Below are 17766 nucleotides of genomic sequence, written 5' to 3' on the forward strand. Positions count from 1 at the left end.
CTTTGATGAAAAGAAATAAACTTTTTAAAAAGAAACCGTTTTCTCCTTCTGATAATTCTTGTTATTTTCAGTAGAATCTTTTATAATTAATGTCGTATGAAAAAATATTTTAATCTACGCTCGATCATGATTGCGGTCAGTATTTTATTGTGCTTAGTGGGAACAAGCGCACTGGGCTACTTGCATCTTACGCAACCAACAGCATCAGCAATTGAAAAAAAGCAAAGAAAACAAAAGAAGCAAAAGAACAAGATATCGAAAATTCTACCCCTGAGACGAAAAAACCGCGTGTCAAATCTCCTGAAGCTAAGCAAGCAGTAGTAGATGCAGACATGGAAACGATGAGTGCTTATGGCCTTGTCTATGATTATGCTAATAAAGGCCTGGTAGAGGTTGTTCAGGATTTCCTAGCGGAAAGTGGAATTGATCCGTCACAAGTTGCCTTCACGTATCGCAATGCCATTACAGGAGAGCAATTTGCCATGAATGATCTCCAACCAATGACGGCAGGTAGTACCTATAAGCTACCCTTGAACATGTTGGTGGTGGATGAAGTCGCAAAGGGCAAACTGAATTTAACAGACCGGTTTGACATTACCAATACCTACTATGAATATGTAGGGGAGCATGACAATTACGTTGCTGCCTTTGATGGAGCCATGTCTATTCCTGATATGCAGCGCTATTCATTGGTTTACTCTGAAAATACTCCAGCCTATGCCTTGGCAGATCGTTTAGGAGGCATGGAGCAAGCGCGTAAGCTATTCAGTCGCTATGGTCAATCTCGTTCACCAGAGGTTAAAACCTTTAGCGAAGATAATAAAACGACAACGGATTATTACATCCATGTCTTGGAATACCTTTGGAATCATCAAGAAAAATATGCAGATTTACTAGAACTGATCGGGGAGTCTTTCCCAGGTGAGTACTATAAGAAATTCTTGCCAGATTTGGTGATTCAACAAAAACCAGGGTATGTTGCGGAAGCACTTAATGTGGATGCGATTGTCCGTGAATCGACTCCTTATTTGGTTGCCATTTACACTGCAGGACTTGGAGGTACGACTCCAGAAAGTTCTGAAATCAGTGGCGTTGGTCTTTATCAATTAGGGCAATTGGCTTATGTTATCAATGAATGGCATCGTGTCAATATGAATGAATAATCGACAAAAGGTCTGAGCAAAACTCAGACCTTTTCTTCTAACAAAGTATCATGAAAATGACTTGGTGTTTCGAATTACTTTTCTGTTCTAAAGAGACTTCTTTCCCTTTTCTATAAAAAGTATGTTATACTAATAATAGTAATAAGAGGAAGTATAGACATGATTACAAAGGAAGATTACCAGTTGCTCCGCTCGCATCCAGCCTTTTCTGCGCTACCAGTGGAGCTATTTGATAAATTAGCTGTTGAAATTCATGCCAGGGATATCCCTAAGGGACAAATTTTATTTTATGCAGGAGATAGGCGGGAGCGCATTTTTCTTCTGGCAAAAGGCTTTGCCCGTATTGAGCAATTTGATTCGTCGGACCAATTCTCCTATATGGATTATATAAAGAAGGGGGCTCTGTTCCCTTATGGTGGGATGTTCCAGGATGAGCGTTACCACTATACAGCTAGTGCGGTGACGGATTTGCGTTGTTTCGTGATTCCCGTCAATCTCTATGAATTATATGCCCAAGAGAGTAAGGAGCAGTTGCTCTTTATTATGAGAAAGCTCTCCTCCATCCTAGAATTTCAAGAGTTGCGCTTGCGCAATGTCGTGACAGCTAGTGCCAGTGAGCGTGTGGTTCAATCTTTAGCTATCTTGTGCAAGGACTATGAAAGTTTAGGAAATCAACTTCCATTTCCAATCAGTATGAAGGAAATGGCCAAATTAGCGGCCACAACCCGAGAAACCGTCAATCAAGTTTTAAAGAAACTCATCGATTCTCATAAGATACAGTATGAGAGAAAACAATTAACCTTTCTAGATACAGCCTACTTTTTAAAGAGTTTTAAAGAGATCAATTAATTTGTTGATCTTTTTTATTTTTTTCAAAAAAATATATATTCATAAAAACAATATAAAAGACAAAATATGCAAAGAAAACGCTTCATATTAACTAAATAATAGGAATAATTCAAAATAATGCCAAATTCTTTGCATTCAAAAAGTAGAATCCTTCATGAAAGCGGTAACAACAAAGAATATAATAACAATTGTAATAAGGCTTGTGAACAAGCTCGAAGAAAAAGGAGGATGACAGATGTCAACCAAACCAATTCATGTTTTCTCAGAAATTGGAAAACTGAAAAAAGTAATGTTGCACCGTCCAGGTAAAGAGTTGGAAAACTTGATGCCTGACTATCTAGAGCGTCTTCTTTTTGATGATATTCCATTTTTGGAAGATGCTCAAAAAGAACACGACAATTTTGCTCAAGCGCTTCGTAATGAAGGAATCGAAGTACTTTATCTTGAAAAATTAGCAGCTGAGTCATTGACTACTCCAGAAATTCGCGATCAGTTCATCGAAGAATATCTTGAAGAAGCGAACATTCGTGGACGCCAAACTAAAAATGCGATTCGTGAAATCCTTCGTGGTATTGAAGACAACCAAGAATTGGTTGAAAAAACAATGGCTGGTTTCCAAAAAGCTGAGCTTCCAGAAATTCCAGAAGCAGATAAAGGTTTGACAGACCTTGTTGAATCTGACTATCCATTTGCGATCGATCCAATGCCAAACTTGTACTTTACACGTGACCCATTTGCTACAATTGGGAATGCAGTATCATTGAACCACATGTATGCTGATACACGTAACCGTGAAACTTTGTATGGTAAATACATCTTCAAATATCACCCAGTATATGGTGGTAATGTAGATTTGGTATACAACCGTGAAGAAGATACTCGTATCGAAGGTGGGGACGAATTGGTCCTTTCTAAAGATGTCTTGGCAGTTGGTATCTCACAACGTACAGATGCTGCATCAATTGAAAAATTGTTGGTAAACATCTTCAAGAAGAACGTTGGCTTCAAGAAAGTATTGGCCTTCGAATTTGCGAACAACCGTAAATTCATGCACTTGGATACAGTATTCACAATGGTGGACTACGATAAATTCACCATCCACCCAGAAATCCAAGGCAACCTTCGCGTCTTCTCTGTAACATATGAAAATGAAGCATTGAAGATTGTTGAAGAAAAAGGTGATTTGGCTGAATTGCTTGCTGAAAACCTTGGTGTTGAAAAAGTTACATTGATCCCTTGTGGTGATGGCAATGTGGTTGCAGCTGCTCGTGAACAATGGAACGACAGTTCAAATACTCTTACAATCGCACCTGGTGTGGTTGTTGTATACGACCGTAACACAGTCACAAACAAGAAATTAGAAGAATACGGACTTCGTTTGATTAAGATCCGCGGAAGTGAATTGGTTCGCGGTCGTGGTGGACCTCGTTGTATGTCAATGCCATTTGAACGTGAAGAAATCTAATAGAGAAGACCGAGAGCTGGTCTTTGAGGATCAGCTCTTTCTTCTTACTGATCAATACTAGAAAGAAAATAGGAGACAAATAGAATGACAAATTCAGTGTTCCAAGGACGTAGCTTCTTGGCAGAAAAAGACTTTACACGTGCAGAGTTAGAATACCTTATCGGACTTTCAGCTCACTTGAAAGACCTTAAAAAACGCAACATTGAACACCACTATCTTGCTGGTAAAAACATTGCGCTTTTGTTTGAAAAAACTTCAACTCGTACTCGTGCAGCCTTCACTACTGCAGCCATCGACCTTGGTGCTCACCCAGAATACCTTGGTGCAAACGACATTCAACTTGGTAAAAAAGAATCTACAGAAGATACTGCTAAAGTTCTTGGACGTATGTTTGACGGTATTGAATTCCGTGGTTTCAGCCAACGTATGGTTGAAGAATTGGCTGAATTCTCAGGTGTTCCAGTATGGAATGGTTTGACTGACGAATGGCACCCAACTCAAATGCTTGCAGACTACTTGACAGTTCAAGAAAACTTTGGACGTTTGGAAGGTTTGACACTTGTATACTGTGGTGATGGACGTAACAACGTTGCAAATAGCCTTCTTGTAACAGGTGCTATCCTTGGTGTGAACGTACACATCTTCTCACCAAAAGAACTCTTCCCAGAAAAAGAAATCGTTGAATTGGCAGAAGGATTTGCAAAAGAAAGTGGCGCTCATATCTTAATCACTGAAGATGCTGACGAAGCAGTGAAAGGTGCAGACGTACTTTACACTGACGTTTGGGTATCAATGGGTGAAGAAGACAAATTTGCAGAACGTGTTGCCCTTTTGAAACCTTACCAAGTAAACATGGATTTGATTAAGAAAGCTGATAACGAAGACTTGATCTTCTTGCACTGCTTGCCAGCCTTCCACGATACAAATACTGTTTACGGTAAAGATGTTGCTGAAAAATTCGGCGTAGAAGAAATGGAAGTTACTGACGAAGTGTTCCGCAGCAAATATGCTCGTCACTTTGACCAAGCTGAAAACCGTATGCACACAATCAAAGCGGTTATGGCAGCTACTCTTGGTAACTTGTACATTCCAAAAGTTTAAGACTTTATAACCGTATACCAACAGCTATAGGGGCTGGACTGCTAGCTTTAGTCCTGCCCCTATTTTTTATAGAAAGGGAAAACTTATGTCAAGAAAAATCGTCGTTGCTTTGGGAGGAAATGCGATTCTCTCATCTGATCCTTCTGCTCAAGCTCAACAAGAAGCACTTGTAGAAACAGCAAAACACTTAGTCAAATTAATCAAAAACGGGGATGACTTGATCATCACTCACGGAAATGGTCCTCAAGTAGGGAACCTTTTGCTCCAACACTTGGCAGCAAACTCTGAAAAGAACCCTGCTTTCCCACTTGATTCATTGGTTGCTATGACCGAAGGAAGCATTGGCTACTGGCTTCAAAATGCTCTTCAAAATGCTCTTCATGAAGAAGGAATCGAAAAAGATGTGGCTTCTGTTGTGACACAAGTCGTTGTTGATAAGAATGACCCAGCTTTTGTCAACCTCAGCAAACCAATCGGTCCATTCTACTCAGAAGATGAAGCAAAAGCAGAAGCTGAAAAATCAGGAGCAACCTTCAAAGAAGATGCTGGTCGTGGCTGGCGTAAAGTTGTTGCTTCACCAAAACCAGTGGATATCAAAGAAATCAATACCATCCGTACTTTGTTGAACGACGGTCAAGTCGTTGTGGCAGCCGGTGGTGGCGGTATCCCAGTTGTGAAAGAAGCAAATGGTAGCTTGACTGGTGTTGAAGCCGTTATCGATAAAGACTTTGCATCTCAACGTTTGGCTGAATTAGTAGAAGCAGACCTCTTCATCGTTTTGACCGGTGTAGACTATGTTTTTGTGAACTATAACAAACCAGACCAAGCAAAATTGGAACATGTCAATGTAGCTCAATTGGAAGAATATATCAAACAAGACCAATTTGCACCAGGAAGCATGCTTCCTAAAGTAGAAGCTGCGATTGCCTTCGTCAATGGTCGTCCAGAAGGAAAAGCAGTTATTACATCACTTGAAAACCTTGGAGCTTTGATTGAGTCTGAAAGTGGAACAATCATCCAAAAAGACTAATGAAAAATTAGGAAAAAACTAGTATTTTAAAGCTTATTGTGATAGAATAAGTCTATAGGTAAGCGTTTTACAAGAGACTCTTGTAAAACATCACTCACACTTTGTTGCGTTAGGAGGAAGACAAATGAGTGAAAAAATGAAAAAAGGATTTAAGATGCCTTCATCTTTTTCCGTATTGTTAATTATCATTGCTATTATGGCAGTGTTAACTTGGATTATTCCAGCTGGTCAATACAAGGTTGACGATGCAGGTGCTATCATTGCAGGTAGTTATGAATCTGTAAAAGCACATCCTCAAGGGATTTGGGATGTCTTGATGGCCCCAATCAATGCCATGCTTGGTAAAGCACCAACTAGTGCAGCGATTGACGTAGCCTTCTTCATCTTAATGGTCGGTGGTTTCCTTGGTGTTGTGAACGAAACAGGTACCCTTGATGTAGGGATTGCTTCTATCGTTCGTAAATACAAAGGCCGCGAAAAAATGTTGATCTTGATCTTGATGCCATTGTTTGCCCTTGGTGGTACAACTTATGGTATGGGTGAAGAAACCATGGCCTTCTATCCACTTCTTGTACCTGTTATGATGTCCGTTGGTTTTGACAGCTTGACAGGGGTAGCCATTATCCTCTTAGGATCCCAAATCGGATGTTTGGCGTCAACATTGAACCCATTTGCAACAGTTATCGCTTCTGATACTGCAGGTATCTCAAGTGCTTCAGGTCTCTTGCTCCGTGTAATCTTCTGGATTGTCTTGACAGGACTTAGCACATACTATGTATACCGTTATGCAGATAAGGTTCAAAAAGACCCAACCAAATCTCTCACCTATGCAACTCGTGAAGAAGATTTGAAACACTTCAATGTTGATAGTGGCGAAGAAATTCCTTCACAAATGAACAAGAAACAAAAACGTGTCTTGCTCGTCTTCATCTCAACATTCGTTATCATGGTTGCTGGATTTATCCCATTCAAAGATTTGGGTATTAAATTCTTTGAAACCTTCAACGAATCTCTCCATAAAATTCCAGTACTTGGTCAATTGATCGGTAACACAGATGCTCTTGGTACATGGTACTTCCCTCAAACAGCTATGCTCTTTGCCTTCATGGGAATCCTTGTTGGTATCATTTATGGCTTGAAAGAAGATAAAATCATTTCATCTTTCATGAATGGTGCAGCTGACCTCTTGAGTGTTGCTCTTATCGTAGCGGTAGCACGTGGTATCCAAGTCATCATGAACGACGGTATGATCACTGCGACAATTCTTCACTGGGGTGAAGAAGGACTTAAAGGTCTTTCATCTCAATTGTTCATTGTCTTGACTTACATTTTCTACTTGCCAATGTCATTCTTGATCCCATCATCATCTGGTCTTGCCAGTGCAACAATGGGTATCATGGCACCTCTTGGTAAATTCGTCAATGTACCAGGTAGCTTGATTGTCACAGCTTACCAATCTGCATCTGGTGTCTTGAACTTGATCGCACCAACTTCAGGTATCGTAATGGGAGCTCTTGCTCTTGGACGTGTTGACTTGAGTGCATGGTGGAAATTCATGGGTAAATTGGTCGTAGCGATTGTTGTGATCACCATTGCCCTTCTTCTACTAGGAACTGTGGTTCCATTCTTGCAATAGAATAAAGTAGGTGTTTCATGAAAAATAGAATAAAGAACGATGTAAAAGAGCAGTTTTTAAACTCGCTTCAAACCATCATTTCTTACCCTTCTGTATTAAATGAAGGGGAAAATGGAACACCGTTTGGACAAGCTATCCAAGATGTCTTAGAAAAAACCTTAGAGCTTGCTCGAGAATTAGGTTTTCAAACATATATAGATCCTGAAGGATACTATGGATATGCAGAGATCGGTCAGGGGGAAGAACTCCTGGCCGTTCTTTGTCACTTGGATGTTGTTCCAGCCGGTGATTTACAAGATTGGCAAACGCCACCTTTTGAAGCGACCATTGTCGGTGACTATCTAGTAGGTCGTGGTGTGCAGGATGATAAGGGGCCGTCACTCGCTGCCCTCTATGCAGTTAAGAGTTTACTGGATGATGGCATCCAGTTTACCAAACGAATCCGCTTTATTTTTGGGACGGATGAAGAAACCTTGTGGCGCTGTATGAACCGCTACAACCAAATCGAAGAGCAAGCAGATCTTGGATTTGCACCGGATTCTTCTTTCCCATTAACCTATGCTGAAAAAGGCTTATTACAAGTGAAATTGCATGGTCCAGGTTGGGATGATCTTCCCTTACAGGCTGGTCAGGCCCTCAATGTTGTTCCAGACAAGGCGACCTATGCTGGTCATCGTTTGGAAGAGTTGCTTCCTGTTTTGGATCAAAGTGGGGTTCGGTATAGCCAAACAGAAGATTCTGTAACGGTTTTGGGTGTTTCCAAGCACTCTAAAGATGCAGCTGAAGGAGTGAATGCTATTGTCGGTTTAGCGGAAAGTTTATCCCTCATCCAACCCCATCCAGCTTTGCTCTTTATCGCAGATGCAGTTGGTGAGGATGCGACTGGTGAGGCTCTATTTGGCAGAATTACAGATGAACCAAGTGGAGATCTTTCCTTCAATCTTGCGACCCTTGTGATCGATCATGAACAATCGGAAATCGGAATTGATATCCGGATCCCCGTCTTAGCAGACAAGGATGCCTTAGTAGCTCGTTTGCAAGAAATTGCAGCTAGCTATCAGTTGGAATATGAAGAGTTTGATTATCTGGCTCCTTTATATGTTCCTTTGGATAGTCCTTTAGTCAGCTCTTTGATGGCCGTCTATCAGGAAGAAACTGGTGATAAGACACCAGCTATGTCTTCTGGTGGTGCGACATTTGCGCGGACCATGGAAAATTGTGTTGCCTTTGGGGCTCTTTTCCCAGGTGCAGAACAGACCGAGCACCAAGCCAATGAACGTGCAAAAATTGACGATCTATACGCTGCGATGGAAATCTATCGAGAAGCCATTCAACGCTTAGCCACAACATAAAAAGTTTGGAAACTCGGTTTCCAAACTTTTTATTTACTAAAGAAGAAGGGTGGGGTGAATTCTTTTAATTTTTCAAAACAATCCAAAGCTCCTTGGTTGTCTTCGCAGATAACCAAACAGACATCGTCTCCACAGATGGTGGCTACAATTTCTTGGAGTTCCAGTGCATCTAAGATTGCTCCAAAGGATTGGGCCAGACCTGGAAGAGTTTTTACAACGACCTGGTTTTGAACGGGCCGCAACATGACTAAGGCATCTTCCATATACATCCGCAGGCGCTTTTCCCAACGGGAAGGAGCGATGGTGTTCATGGCATAGTAGGAACTATCCCCCTCGTTAATTTTTACTAGATTCAAGGATTTGACATCCCGTGAAAGGGTGGACTGGGTAACGAGAACACCATTGGCTTCTAAGGCTTCCTGGAGTTCTTGTTGGGTATGAATCCTACGCTCAGAAATGATCGAGCGGATCAAGCGATGGCGGCTTTCAATTTTATTCATGAGAGACTCCTTTACTTGATGAACATAGCATCCCCAAAGCTGAAGAAGCGGTAGCGTTCTTGAATCGCATGGTGGTAGGCTTCGAGGGTTAATTCGCGGCCAGCAAAGGCAGAAACCAACATGACCAGAGTTGATTTTGGAAGGTGGAAGTTGGTTGAAAAGGCGTCGACGACTTTCCATTCATAACCTGGTTTGATAAAGATATTGGTCCAACCTGAATCGGCTTGGATGTCTCCATCAAATTTATTGCCAATTGTTTCAAGGGTTCGAATAGAAGTCGTTCCAACAGCTACGATGCGTTTTCCTGCAGCTTTTACCTGACGAAGGGTAGCAGCAGCCTCTTCAGAAAGTTGGTAAAATTCAGAGTGCATCTCATGGTCTTCAAGATTGTCCACGGATACTGGACGGAAGGTTCCCAGGCCCACATGAAGGGTCAAATAGACCAGGTGAACCCCTTTTGCTTCAATCTTTTGGAGCAATTCTTTGGTGAAATGAAGACCTGCCGTTGGAGCTGCTGCAGAACCATTTTCTTTGGCGTAAACGGTTTGGTAGCGCTCGCGGTCAGCAAGTTTTTCGTGAATATAGGGAGGAAGTGGCATTTCACCAAGGCTTTCTAGAACTTCTAAAAAGATCCCTTGGTAGTGGAAGCGAACGATACGGCCTCCGTGCTCTAATTCTTCCTCAACGGTTGCGGTCAAACGACCATCTCCGAAGCTGACTGTGGCCCCTACCTTTAAGCGTTTTGCAGGTTTTGCCAAGACTTCCCAACAGTCATCTTGCGTATTTTTAAGGAGAAGGAATTCGACGTGACCACCTGTTTCTGGTTTGACTCCATGAAGGCGGGCTGGTAGAACGCGCGTATTGTTCATGACAAGAGCATCTCCTGGCTCCAATTCATCCAAAATTGCATCAAAATGACGGTCTTGGAATTGCCCTGTTTTTCGATCGAGGATCAAGAGTTTAGAGGCATCTCGTTTTTCAAGAGGGGTTTGAGCAATCAGTTCTTCAGGCAAATCAAAGTCAAAGTCGTTAGTATTCATTTGCGCTCCTTTTATAATAAATTTGTGAGTAGATAGATGGTAGTCCCGACAGCTAAGAGCATCAGGCTGATTCCCATCAAAAAGATCAGGACCTTGAGAATCTTTCTTTGATGAATCAAGAAAGATAAGAGAAAGACAAGGAGTCCGATCAAAAAAATGATGAATAATAGTGATACAATCATACCTTTCATTATATCATGAATCGACTTGAAAATGAAAAAAATGCCAGAAAAAGATAACGGTTTCACTTGACAAAAATTGGTCTATACCATATAATAAAAGCATAGAGAAATAGGAGGTCTATCCAATGAAAATTATTGAAGTAAAGGACCAAATTGAGGGTGGAAAAGTTGCCTTTGATATATTAAAAGAAACCTTAAAGGAAGGTGCGCAAACCTTAGGTCTTGCGACTGGAAGCAGTCCCCTTGAGTTTTATAAACAAATTCGTGAAAGTGATTTGGATTTGTCTAATCTAATCAGTGTGAACTTAGATGAATACGTAGGGTTGACGGGAGATGATCCTCAATCTTATCGGTATTTCATGGAGAAAAATCTCTTTGATGCCAAACCATTCAAAGAAAGCTATCTCCCATCAGGTGTAGAAGAATCTGCCGATCAGGAAGTAATCCGTTATAACAAAATACTCGAAGACCATCCAGTGGATCTTCAAATCTTGGGAATCGGACGCAATGGGCATATCGGTTTTAATGAGCCAGGTACACCTTTTGATAGTCAGACCCACTTAGTTCAGTTGGATGACTCTACCATTGAGGCCAATTCTCGTTTCTTTGATAAGATCGAAGATGTACCAACCCAAGCCATTTCGATGGGGATTGCCAATATCTTAGCTGCGAAATCAATTGTCTTGTTTGCTTATGGGGAATCAAAAGCCCAAGCAATCAAAGGTACAGTAGAGGGTGAAAGGACAGAAAAAGTGCCAGCTAGTGCCCTTCAAGGACATCCAAATGTGACCATTATTGCGGATAAGGAAGCCTTGAGCTTGTTAAGTCGATAAAAAACAGGACCTATCGCCGATTTATTCGGGCCAGATAGGTTTTTTTCTGCTTCAAAATATGGTACAATACAAGTAATTATCTGCTGGGATTAGCTCTTTTCATCTACTGGGAGACAAGAGGAAAGGGCATGAGGGCTAGAAGCTTATTTTAGCCTCCAGCTGATTAGTCTGTTATAAAGGAAAAGTTTATGATAAAAAAATATTTGATCCATATTTGCCTCCTTATGAGTCTCTTATGCCAGCCAATTCTAGCGAGTGCGGATGAATTGGTGGATATGGCGCAAAAGATGTATCCAAATGACAATGTCCAAGCCATTAACCGTCCACATTCTTCGCTTATTATTGACGGAAATACGGGCAATGTTCTTTGGAAAGACAATATCGATGAAGTCAGAGATCCTGCCAGCATGAGTAAGCTCATGACGCTCTATCTCTTGTTTGAAGATATGGCAAATGGCAAGATCAGTAAGGATACAGTGATCAAGGCGACCGCTTCAGACCAAGCGATCGGAAAGATCTATGAGATCTCCAACAATAATATTGTTGCTGGGGTAGACTACACAATTCCTGAGTTGATTACCATGACAGTGGTTCCATCCTCAAATGTATCGACCCTCATGTTGGCCAATCTCATGTCCAACAATGATCCAGATGCCTTTATCGAGCGCATGAATGCCAAGGCTAAGGAATTAGGGATGACCAATACGGTCTGGAATAACCCGAGTGGGGCGGCCATCTCCACCTTGCAGGGCTACTATCAGGTCAACAATTATCCAAATGATGCGGCCAACCAGACAACTGCGCGTGATTTAGGGATTCTGGTTTATCATTTTATCAATCAATACCCAGATATTTTAAACTATACCAATCAAGCACAAGTCACGGTCAAAAAAGGGACTCCATATGAGGAAACCTTTGATACCTACAATTATTCATTGCCAGGAGCCAAGTATGCCTTGAAAGGTGTGGATGGTTTGAAAACTGGTTCAAGCCCTCGTGGAGCTTTCAACTATATCGCGACCATCAAACGGGGCAATCAGCGCTTAATTGCTGTCATTATGGGCGTAGGAGATTGGGCAGACCAAGATGGGGAATATTACCGTCACCCGTTTGGCAATGCCTTGATCGAAAAAGCCTATAAAGATTTTGGCTATAAAAAATTGCTAGATGCAGGTGTCCAGAAGATTGACGGAAAGACCTATACACTTGAAAAACCCTTCTATGCAACGGTTAAAAAAGGTGCTAAAGAACCGACCCTTGCGGTAAAAGATGGCTATCTGACAGTAGATAATGATCTCTACACCTTGTCTGAAGGTATCCGAGATGATATGAAGGTGGAAGAAGGATCCAAGCCAGAGCTTGTCAAAGAAACAGCAAGTGGGGAAAAGACACCGGCTAAGCACAGTAAATGGCTTTCGCTGGATCACTTCCTGATTTTGATTCCAATTCTCATTCTTATCATCATTCTCTCGATTGAAAAACAGAGTCGTGAGAGACGCAAAAAAGATGCTCAAAAGCGCTATAATAAAGAATAAAATAAAACCTAACTGATTGTCAGTTGGGTTTTGTCATTGTCCCATTCCGATATTTTTAGAAAGGATTTATATGAAAAAATTCCGAAATTCTTATGCGGCTTATATGCTGCTCTATAGTTTTTATTTTATGTCCACATCTCTCTTTACGACCCTTATTTCCGTTTATTTGATGGGAAAGCACTATAGTGCAACTCAAGTGTCGACCTTGGTATCGGTTGCCTTTTTCTTATCCATGGTAGCCCAACCCTTCTTTGGGTATATCAATGAGCGATTTGGAATCGTAAAAATGACGACCCTCAGTCTGAGTGTGATCATTGGTGGTGTCTTCGGATTTCTTTGGGCCCCCAATCTCTTTTGGCTGACCGTTTTTTATGGAATTGTTCTAGTCTGTTTGAATGGGACAGCTCCCATGATGGAAGTTTTTGCAACGCAAAGTCCATACGCTTTTGGGAAGATTCGCGTTTGGGGGACCATTGGCTACTCGGTCGGTGTCCAAATAGCCGGTTGGGTCTATCATCAATTTAACCCTCAAGCTGTCTATTATACCGTTTTGATCACCATTGTATTTAGTCTCTTCTGCCTAAGTGCGGTTCGAATGAAGAAAAAAGAGACAGTCGTAGAAAAGGAAAAACACCCTGTCTCTATTCGTCCTCTTCTTCACAATGGACCTTATCTCTTCTTTATTGTGTTGATTGGCTTGGCTTCAGGTGTTGGAAATATTGGTCATACCTATATTCCTGAGCTACTCATGGATAGCGGTCTACCAGTCCATATTGCCTCAACGGTTGTAGCTATCTCGGTTGTAGTGGAAGCCCCCTTGATCTTTTTCTCTGATCGATTCATGGACCACTGGCCTTTACGGGTTTTGATCGCTCTTCCAATCGGGATTATTTTTGCTCAATATGTTGTCTACGCTCTTCCAAGTCCTGTCTTCTTAAAAGTGATAATGACACTCTTAGCTAAGCATACAACAGGGATGGTTTTGATTATGGTCTCCTTACGGTTTATTGCCCAACAGGTAAATGGTAAAGACTTGGTTCTTGCCATGGCCATTGTCCAAGGAGCTCGTTATTTAGGAACCATTCTTTTACAACCTCTCGCAGCCCTCTGTATTGAAAGAGGTGGTTACCAAGTCATGAGTTTCTTTTTAGCAGGGGTTGTAGGGATCGTCTTTTTGCTGAGTTTTGCCTTAAAAATGCCCCAAGGGAAGGCTCACGGCCTTTTTGGTGGCAAAGCAGACTAATGAAATTGTTACAATTGTATGACTAATCATCGAGGAGTTGGACAGAAACACTGATTTCACAGTGTTTTGTCCAACTTTTTTGCTATTATTAAGAACTAGTGATTAATTTGACAATCAAAGTATCCGATGGTAGAATGAGGTAAAATAAATATAAAGGAGACCATTTTATGAAAAAAATGATCTTATCGACAGTTGCTCTTTTGACGATTGTTTCCCTAGCTGCTTGTTCAAACAAACAAGACACAAAGAAGGAAACTTCAAATAGTCAATCAACTACTAAAGTGACGAGCAAATCTGACAACACTTCAAAAAGTAAGGATACTTCAACAGATTCAGAAGAGACTTCATCTTCTAAACTCTTAACAGATGCTGAAATCAGTAAAGCAAAAACTGTTGGGGACTTCAAAAAGTTGTTTGCAAAATTAATGGATCAATCTGTTTCACTTACCGAAGAAGCAGGTAAGTCTGTGACAGGTTCTGCAAAAGAGCAATACGATGCAACTGTTAGCGCCTTGAAGCAAGAATTGGAAAACCAAAAAGATATCTTTAATGAAGGCTTGGAAAGCATCGGTTCAGATAGCACAGTCGTTCCTAAAGAAAAGCGTGAAGCTTTGATCGAAAGCTTGAAAGATGCTCGAGAAGAGTTGGAAAGTACTCGTAAAGAAATGAAAGATATGCAGAAAGAATTGAGTAAATCTCCTGTTGCAGATGATGACAGTGATGATTCAGATTCTGAAGAATAAAAGGAAGAAGAGGTTGGAATTTCCAGCCTTTTTCTTATTTTTTTTCGAATGATATAGATGAGGAGGTGGGGCTATGTTTATTGCCATGGATAACAATCAAAAGCGGTGGAACTGTATGGAAGAGATCCCAGCTGTGACAGAAGGTCCCTTCTATTGCTTAGCTTGTCATAGTCCAGTGCGTCTAAAAAATGGCTCGGTTCTACGGGCTCATTTTGCTCATGTAGAATTACAGCATTGTCCCTATCATCACGAAGCGGAGAGTTTTGAACATCTGGAATTGAAAGCCAGTCTTTATGACTGGGCCTCTAAGGAGTCTAAAACAGAGGTAGAAAGTTATTTAGCAGACTTTCAACAAATTGCCGATCTTTTGGTAGTAGACAAGAACTTAGCTTTGGAAGTGCAGTGCAGCTCCCTATCTTTAGAACGCTTGAAGGAGAGAAGCGATGCTTATCGATCCCATGGTTACCAGGTCTATTGGTTACTTGGTAAAAAGTTGTGGCTCAAGGAAAGACTGACAAAGCTACAGGCTGGTTTTCTTTATTTTAGTCAGAATCGCGGGTTCCATCTTTGGGAATTGGATCTGACAAAGAAAGAGTTACGTTTGCAATACCTCATCCATGAGGATTTGAGAGGGCGATTGCATTATCAAACAGAAGTTTTCCCTTTTGGTCAAAGGTCTTTACTGGAAGTCTTACGGACCCCTTATCTTTCGCAACCAATGCAGCAAATGGCAGTCGAGCTCGATCGGACATTTTTAACGTATATACAGCAGCAACTCTTTTATCGTCATCCAAAGTGGCTGAAGCTTCAGGAAGAACTCTATATGCAGGGACAACATCTGATGGAACTGGGGCTAGATTTCTTTTATCCTCTTTGTCGTCCGATCCTTTCACAGAACTTGCTCCAAATTAAAGAGGATGTAGAAGGTTACTACCAGCAATTTATGACCTATTATCAGTCGCAAGGAATCCAATCCGTTCAGATCCTTTATCCCCCACGTTTTTATGCTCAACAGAAAAGCTAACTTTCTAAGATAGAAATCCTCCCGAAATGTTCATTTTTGTCTATTAGAATAGACAATAAAAAAGAGCTGTTTTCATTTCGCTTTTTTAACTATACGGGCAAGAATTGAATACGGTTTTGAATATGGTTTTTATAAACTATTGAGAATTAACAAGTAACTATTAAAATTAGAAAGCCTTATTTTAAAAGCTTTTCAAGTATTAATAGAAATTAATAGAAAGCATTTTTCAAATATGCTAAAATAGAACCATTGGAGGATTAATCGAAATGGTAAAACAACGTAATGAAATTGATGAAAAATACCAATGGGATTTGTCGACAATTTTTGCGACAGATCAAGCTTGGGAAGAAGAAGCAGCTAGCTTAGCTGCAGATATTAAAGCAGCAAGCCACTATGCTGGTCATTTGTTGGATTCGGCGCAAACACTGTTGGATACAACCAATGCATATTTGGAATTGAGCCGTCGCTTAGAAAAGGTCTACGTCTATGCTCATATGAAAAATGACCAAGACACACGAGTGGCTAAATACCAAGAGTACCAATCAAAAGGGATGTCTCTTTATAGCTTGTTGGGTGAAACCTTTGCCTTCTATGAGCCTGAATTCATGGCCATTACGGATGAGCAGTACAAGGCCTTTGTGAGTGAAGTTCCAGCCTTGGAACAATATGGTCATTATTTTGATCGTTTGCTAGAGAAAAAAGAACATGTCTTGTCTCAAAAAGAAGAGGAATTACTTGCAGGAGCTGGTGAGATCTTTGCGGCTGGTGGTGAAACCTTTGAAATCTTGGACAATGCAGATATTGTTTTCCCAACTGTACATGATGACAAGGGTGAAGAAGTTCAATTAACCCATGGAAACTATATTTCTTTGGTAGAATCTAAAGATCGTGCCGTTCGTAAAGAAGCTTACGAAGGCCTCTACAAGGTTTATGAACAGTACCAACATACCTATGCTAAAACCTTGCAAACCAATGTGAAAGTTCATAACTTTAATGCTAAAGTTCGCAAATTCTCTTCTGCCCGTGAAGCGGCCCTTTCTGAAAACTTTGTACCAGAAAGTGTTTATGATAGCTTGGTAGCAGCTGTGAACAAACACTTGCCACTCTTGCAACGCTATGTGCAATTGCGTTCAAAAATTCTAGGAATCTCAGACTTGAAGATGTACGATATGTATACGCCATTATCCGATACAGACTACAAGTTTACCTATGAAGAATCATTGGCCAAAGCAGAAGAAGTCTTGGCTGTTTTGGGTGAGGACTACCTTTCTCGTGTGAAACGTGCCTTTAGCGAACGGTGGATCGATGTGCATGTCAACCAAGGAAAACGTTCAGGTGCCTATTCAGGTGGTTCTTATGATACCAATGCCTTCATGTTGTTGAACTGGCAAGATACATTGGATAATCTCTTCACCTTGGTGCATGAAACTGGTCACAGTATGCATTCTAGCTATACCCGTGAAACCCAGCCTTATGTCTATGGGGACTATTCAATTTTCCTTGCTGAAATCGCCTCTACAACCAATGAAAATATCTTGACCGAACGTCTGTTAGAAGAAGTAGAAGACGATGCAACTCGTTTTGCTATTTTGAATCACTTCTTGGATGGCTTCCGTGGAACCGTCTTCCGTCAAACGCAGTTTGCTGAATTTGAGCATGCCATTCATAAAGCAGACCAAGAAGGTACCGTTTTGACTAGTGAGTTCTTGAACAACCTTTATGCAGAGCTCAATGAAAAATACTATGGTCTTTCAAAAGAAGACAACCCTGAGATCCAATATGAATGGGCTCGGATTCCTCACTTCTACTATAACTACTATGTCTTCCAATATTCAACAGGTTTTGCAGCAGCTTCAGCCTTAGCTGAAAAAATTGTTCATGGAACACAAGAAGATCGTGATAAATATATCGACTACTTGAAGGCTGGAAATTCTGACTATCCACTCAATGTCATCCGCAAAGCAGGTGTGGATATGGAAAAAGAAGACTACTTGGACGCAGCCTTTGCGGTCTTTGAACGTCGGTTGAATGAATTTGAAGCCCTAGTAGAAAAATTAGGACTCGCATAAG

At 41.0% G+C, this 17766-nt stretch carries 14 protein-coding genes and 1 pseudogene; 13 read left to right on the top strand and 2 right to left on the bottom strand.

Annotated elements, in window-relative coordinates; all coding sequences use genetic code 11:
• Window positions 1-96 precede the first annotated feature (96 nt).
• From LPB220_RS04090 to LPB220_RS04120, 7 genes and pseudogenes are all read left to right on the top strand, one after another.
• Window positions 97-1163 (top strand): annotated as a pseudogene (locus LPB220_RS04090) (serine hydrolase).
• Between the two features lie 159 nt (window positions 1164-1322).
• Window positions 1323-2012: a Crp/Fnr family transcriptional regulator gene (locus tag LPB220_RS04095; protein ID WP_150905707.1), complete on the top strand. Its 690-nt coding sequence runs from the start codon at window positions 1323-1325 to the stop codon at window positions 2010-2012.
• 235 nt (window positions 2013-2247) lie between these two features.
• Window positions 2248-3477 carry an arginine deiminase gene (gene arcA, locus LPB220_RS04100; protein WP_150905709.1) on the top strand — a complete coding sequence of 410 codons (1230 nt, stop codon included), beginning with the start codon at window positions 2248-2250 and terminating at the stop codon, window positions 3475-3477.
• Window positions 3478-3561: 84 nt separating this feature from the next.
• Window positions 3562-4578 (top strand): ornithine carbamoyltransferase, encoded by a 1017-nt coding sequence (argF, locus tag LPB220_RS04105; protein ID WP_003006350.1) that lies wholly within the window; start codon window positions 3562-3564, stop codon window positions 4576-4578.
• Window positions 4579-4663: 85 nt separating this feature from the next.
• The gene (arcC, locus tag LPB220_RS04110; RefSeq protein ID WP_150905711.1) at window positions 4664-5608 is read left to right on the top strand and encodes a carbamate kinase; all 945 of its coding nucleotides are present in this window, start codon (window positions 4664-4666) and stop codon (window positions 5606-5608) included.
• 124 nt (window positions 5609-5732) lie between these two features.
• Window positions 5733-7244, top strand: coding sequence for a YfcC family protein (locus tag LPB220_RS04115; RefSeq protein WP_150905713.1), 1512 nt, complete (start codon window positions 5733-5735; stop codon window positions 7242-7244).
• 17 nt (window positions 7245-7261) lie between these two features.
• A complete protein-coding gene (locus LPB220_RS04120) occupies window positions 7262-8596 on the top strand; it encodes a dipeptidase (protein WP_150905715.1) in 1335 nt (444 codons plus the stop codon).
• A 29-nt stretch (window positions 8597-8625) separates the two neighbouring features.
• On the opposite strand, the gene LPB220_RS04125 is transcribed toward LPB220_RS04120, so the two are convergent.
• On the bottom strand, window positions 8626-9096 hold the full coding sequence (locus tag LPB220_RS04125) for an arginine repressor (protein ID WP_003006364.1): 471 nt from the start codon (window positions 9094-9096) through the stop codon (window positions 8626-8628).
• An 11-nt stretch (window positions 9097-9107) separates the two neighbouring features.
• Entirely contained in the window at window positions 9108-10136 is a 1029-nt protein-coding gene (gene queA / locus LPB220_RS04130) for a tRNA preQ1(34) S-adenosylmethionine ribosyltransferase-isomerase QueA (RefSeq protein WP_049472141.1), read from the bottom strand.
• Window positions 10137-10443: 307 nt separating this feature from the next.
• On the opposite strand from queA, the gene LPB220_RS04140 reads away from it, so the two are divergent.
• The 6 genes from LPB220_RS04140 to pepF all read left to right on the top strand — a co-directional run bounded on the left by LPB220_RS04140 (window position 10444) and on the right by pepF (window position 17765).
• A complete protein-coding gene (locus tag LPB220_RS04140; protein WP_049486416.1) occupies window positions 10444-11151 on the top strand; it encodes a glucosamine-6-phosphate deaminase in 708 nt (235 codons plus the stop codon).
• A gap of 188 nt (window positions 11152-11339) precedes the next feature.
• Complete coding sequence (locus tag LPB220_RS04145) at window positions 11340-12686, top strand: DUF1958 domain-containing protein (protein WP_150905717.1); 1347 nt, start codon at window positions 11340-11342, stop codon at window positions 12684-12686.
• Between the two features lie 70 nt (window positions 12687-12756).
• Window positions 12757-13929 carry an MFS transporter gene (locus LPB220_RS04150; RefSeq protein WP_150905720.1) on the top strand — a complete coding sequence of 391 codons (1173 nt, stop codon included), beginning with the start codon at window positions 12757-12759 and terminating at the stop codon, window positions 13927-13929.
• A 167-nt stretch (window positions 13930-14096) separates the two neighbouring features.
• The gene (locus tag LPB220_RS04155) at window positions 14097-14672 is read left to right on the top strand and encodes a hypothetical protein (RefSeq protein ID WP_150905721.1); all 576 of its coding nucleotides are present in this window, start codon (window positions 14097-14099) and stop codon (window positions 14670-14672) included.
• Between the two features lie 73 nt (window positions 14673-14745).
• Window positions 14746-15696, top strand: a complete 951-nt coding sequence (locus LPB220_RS04160; RefSeq protein ID WP_150905723.1) for a competence protein CoiA — start codon at window positions 14746-14748, stop codon at window positions 15694-15696.
• Window positions 15697-15962: 266 nt separating this feature from the next.
• Window positions 15963-17765 carry an oligoendopeptidase F gene (pepF, locus tag LPB220_RS04165; protein WP_031573459.1) on the top strand — a complete coding sequence of 601 codons (1803 nt, stop codon included), beginning with the start codon at window positions 15963-15965 and terminating at the stop codon, window positions 17763-17765.
• The last annotated feature ends 1 nt before the right edge of the window (window position 17766 follow it).

This window comes from Streptococcus sp. LPB0220 (genome assembly GCF_008727815.1).
Lineage (GTDB): Bacteria > Bacillota > Bacilli > Lactobacillales > Streptococcaceae > Streptococcus.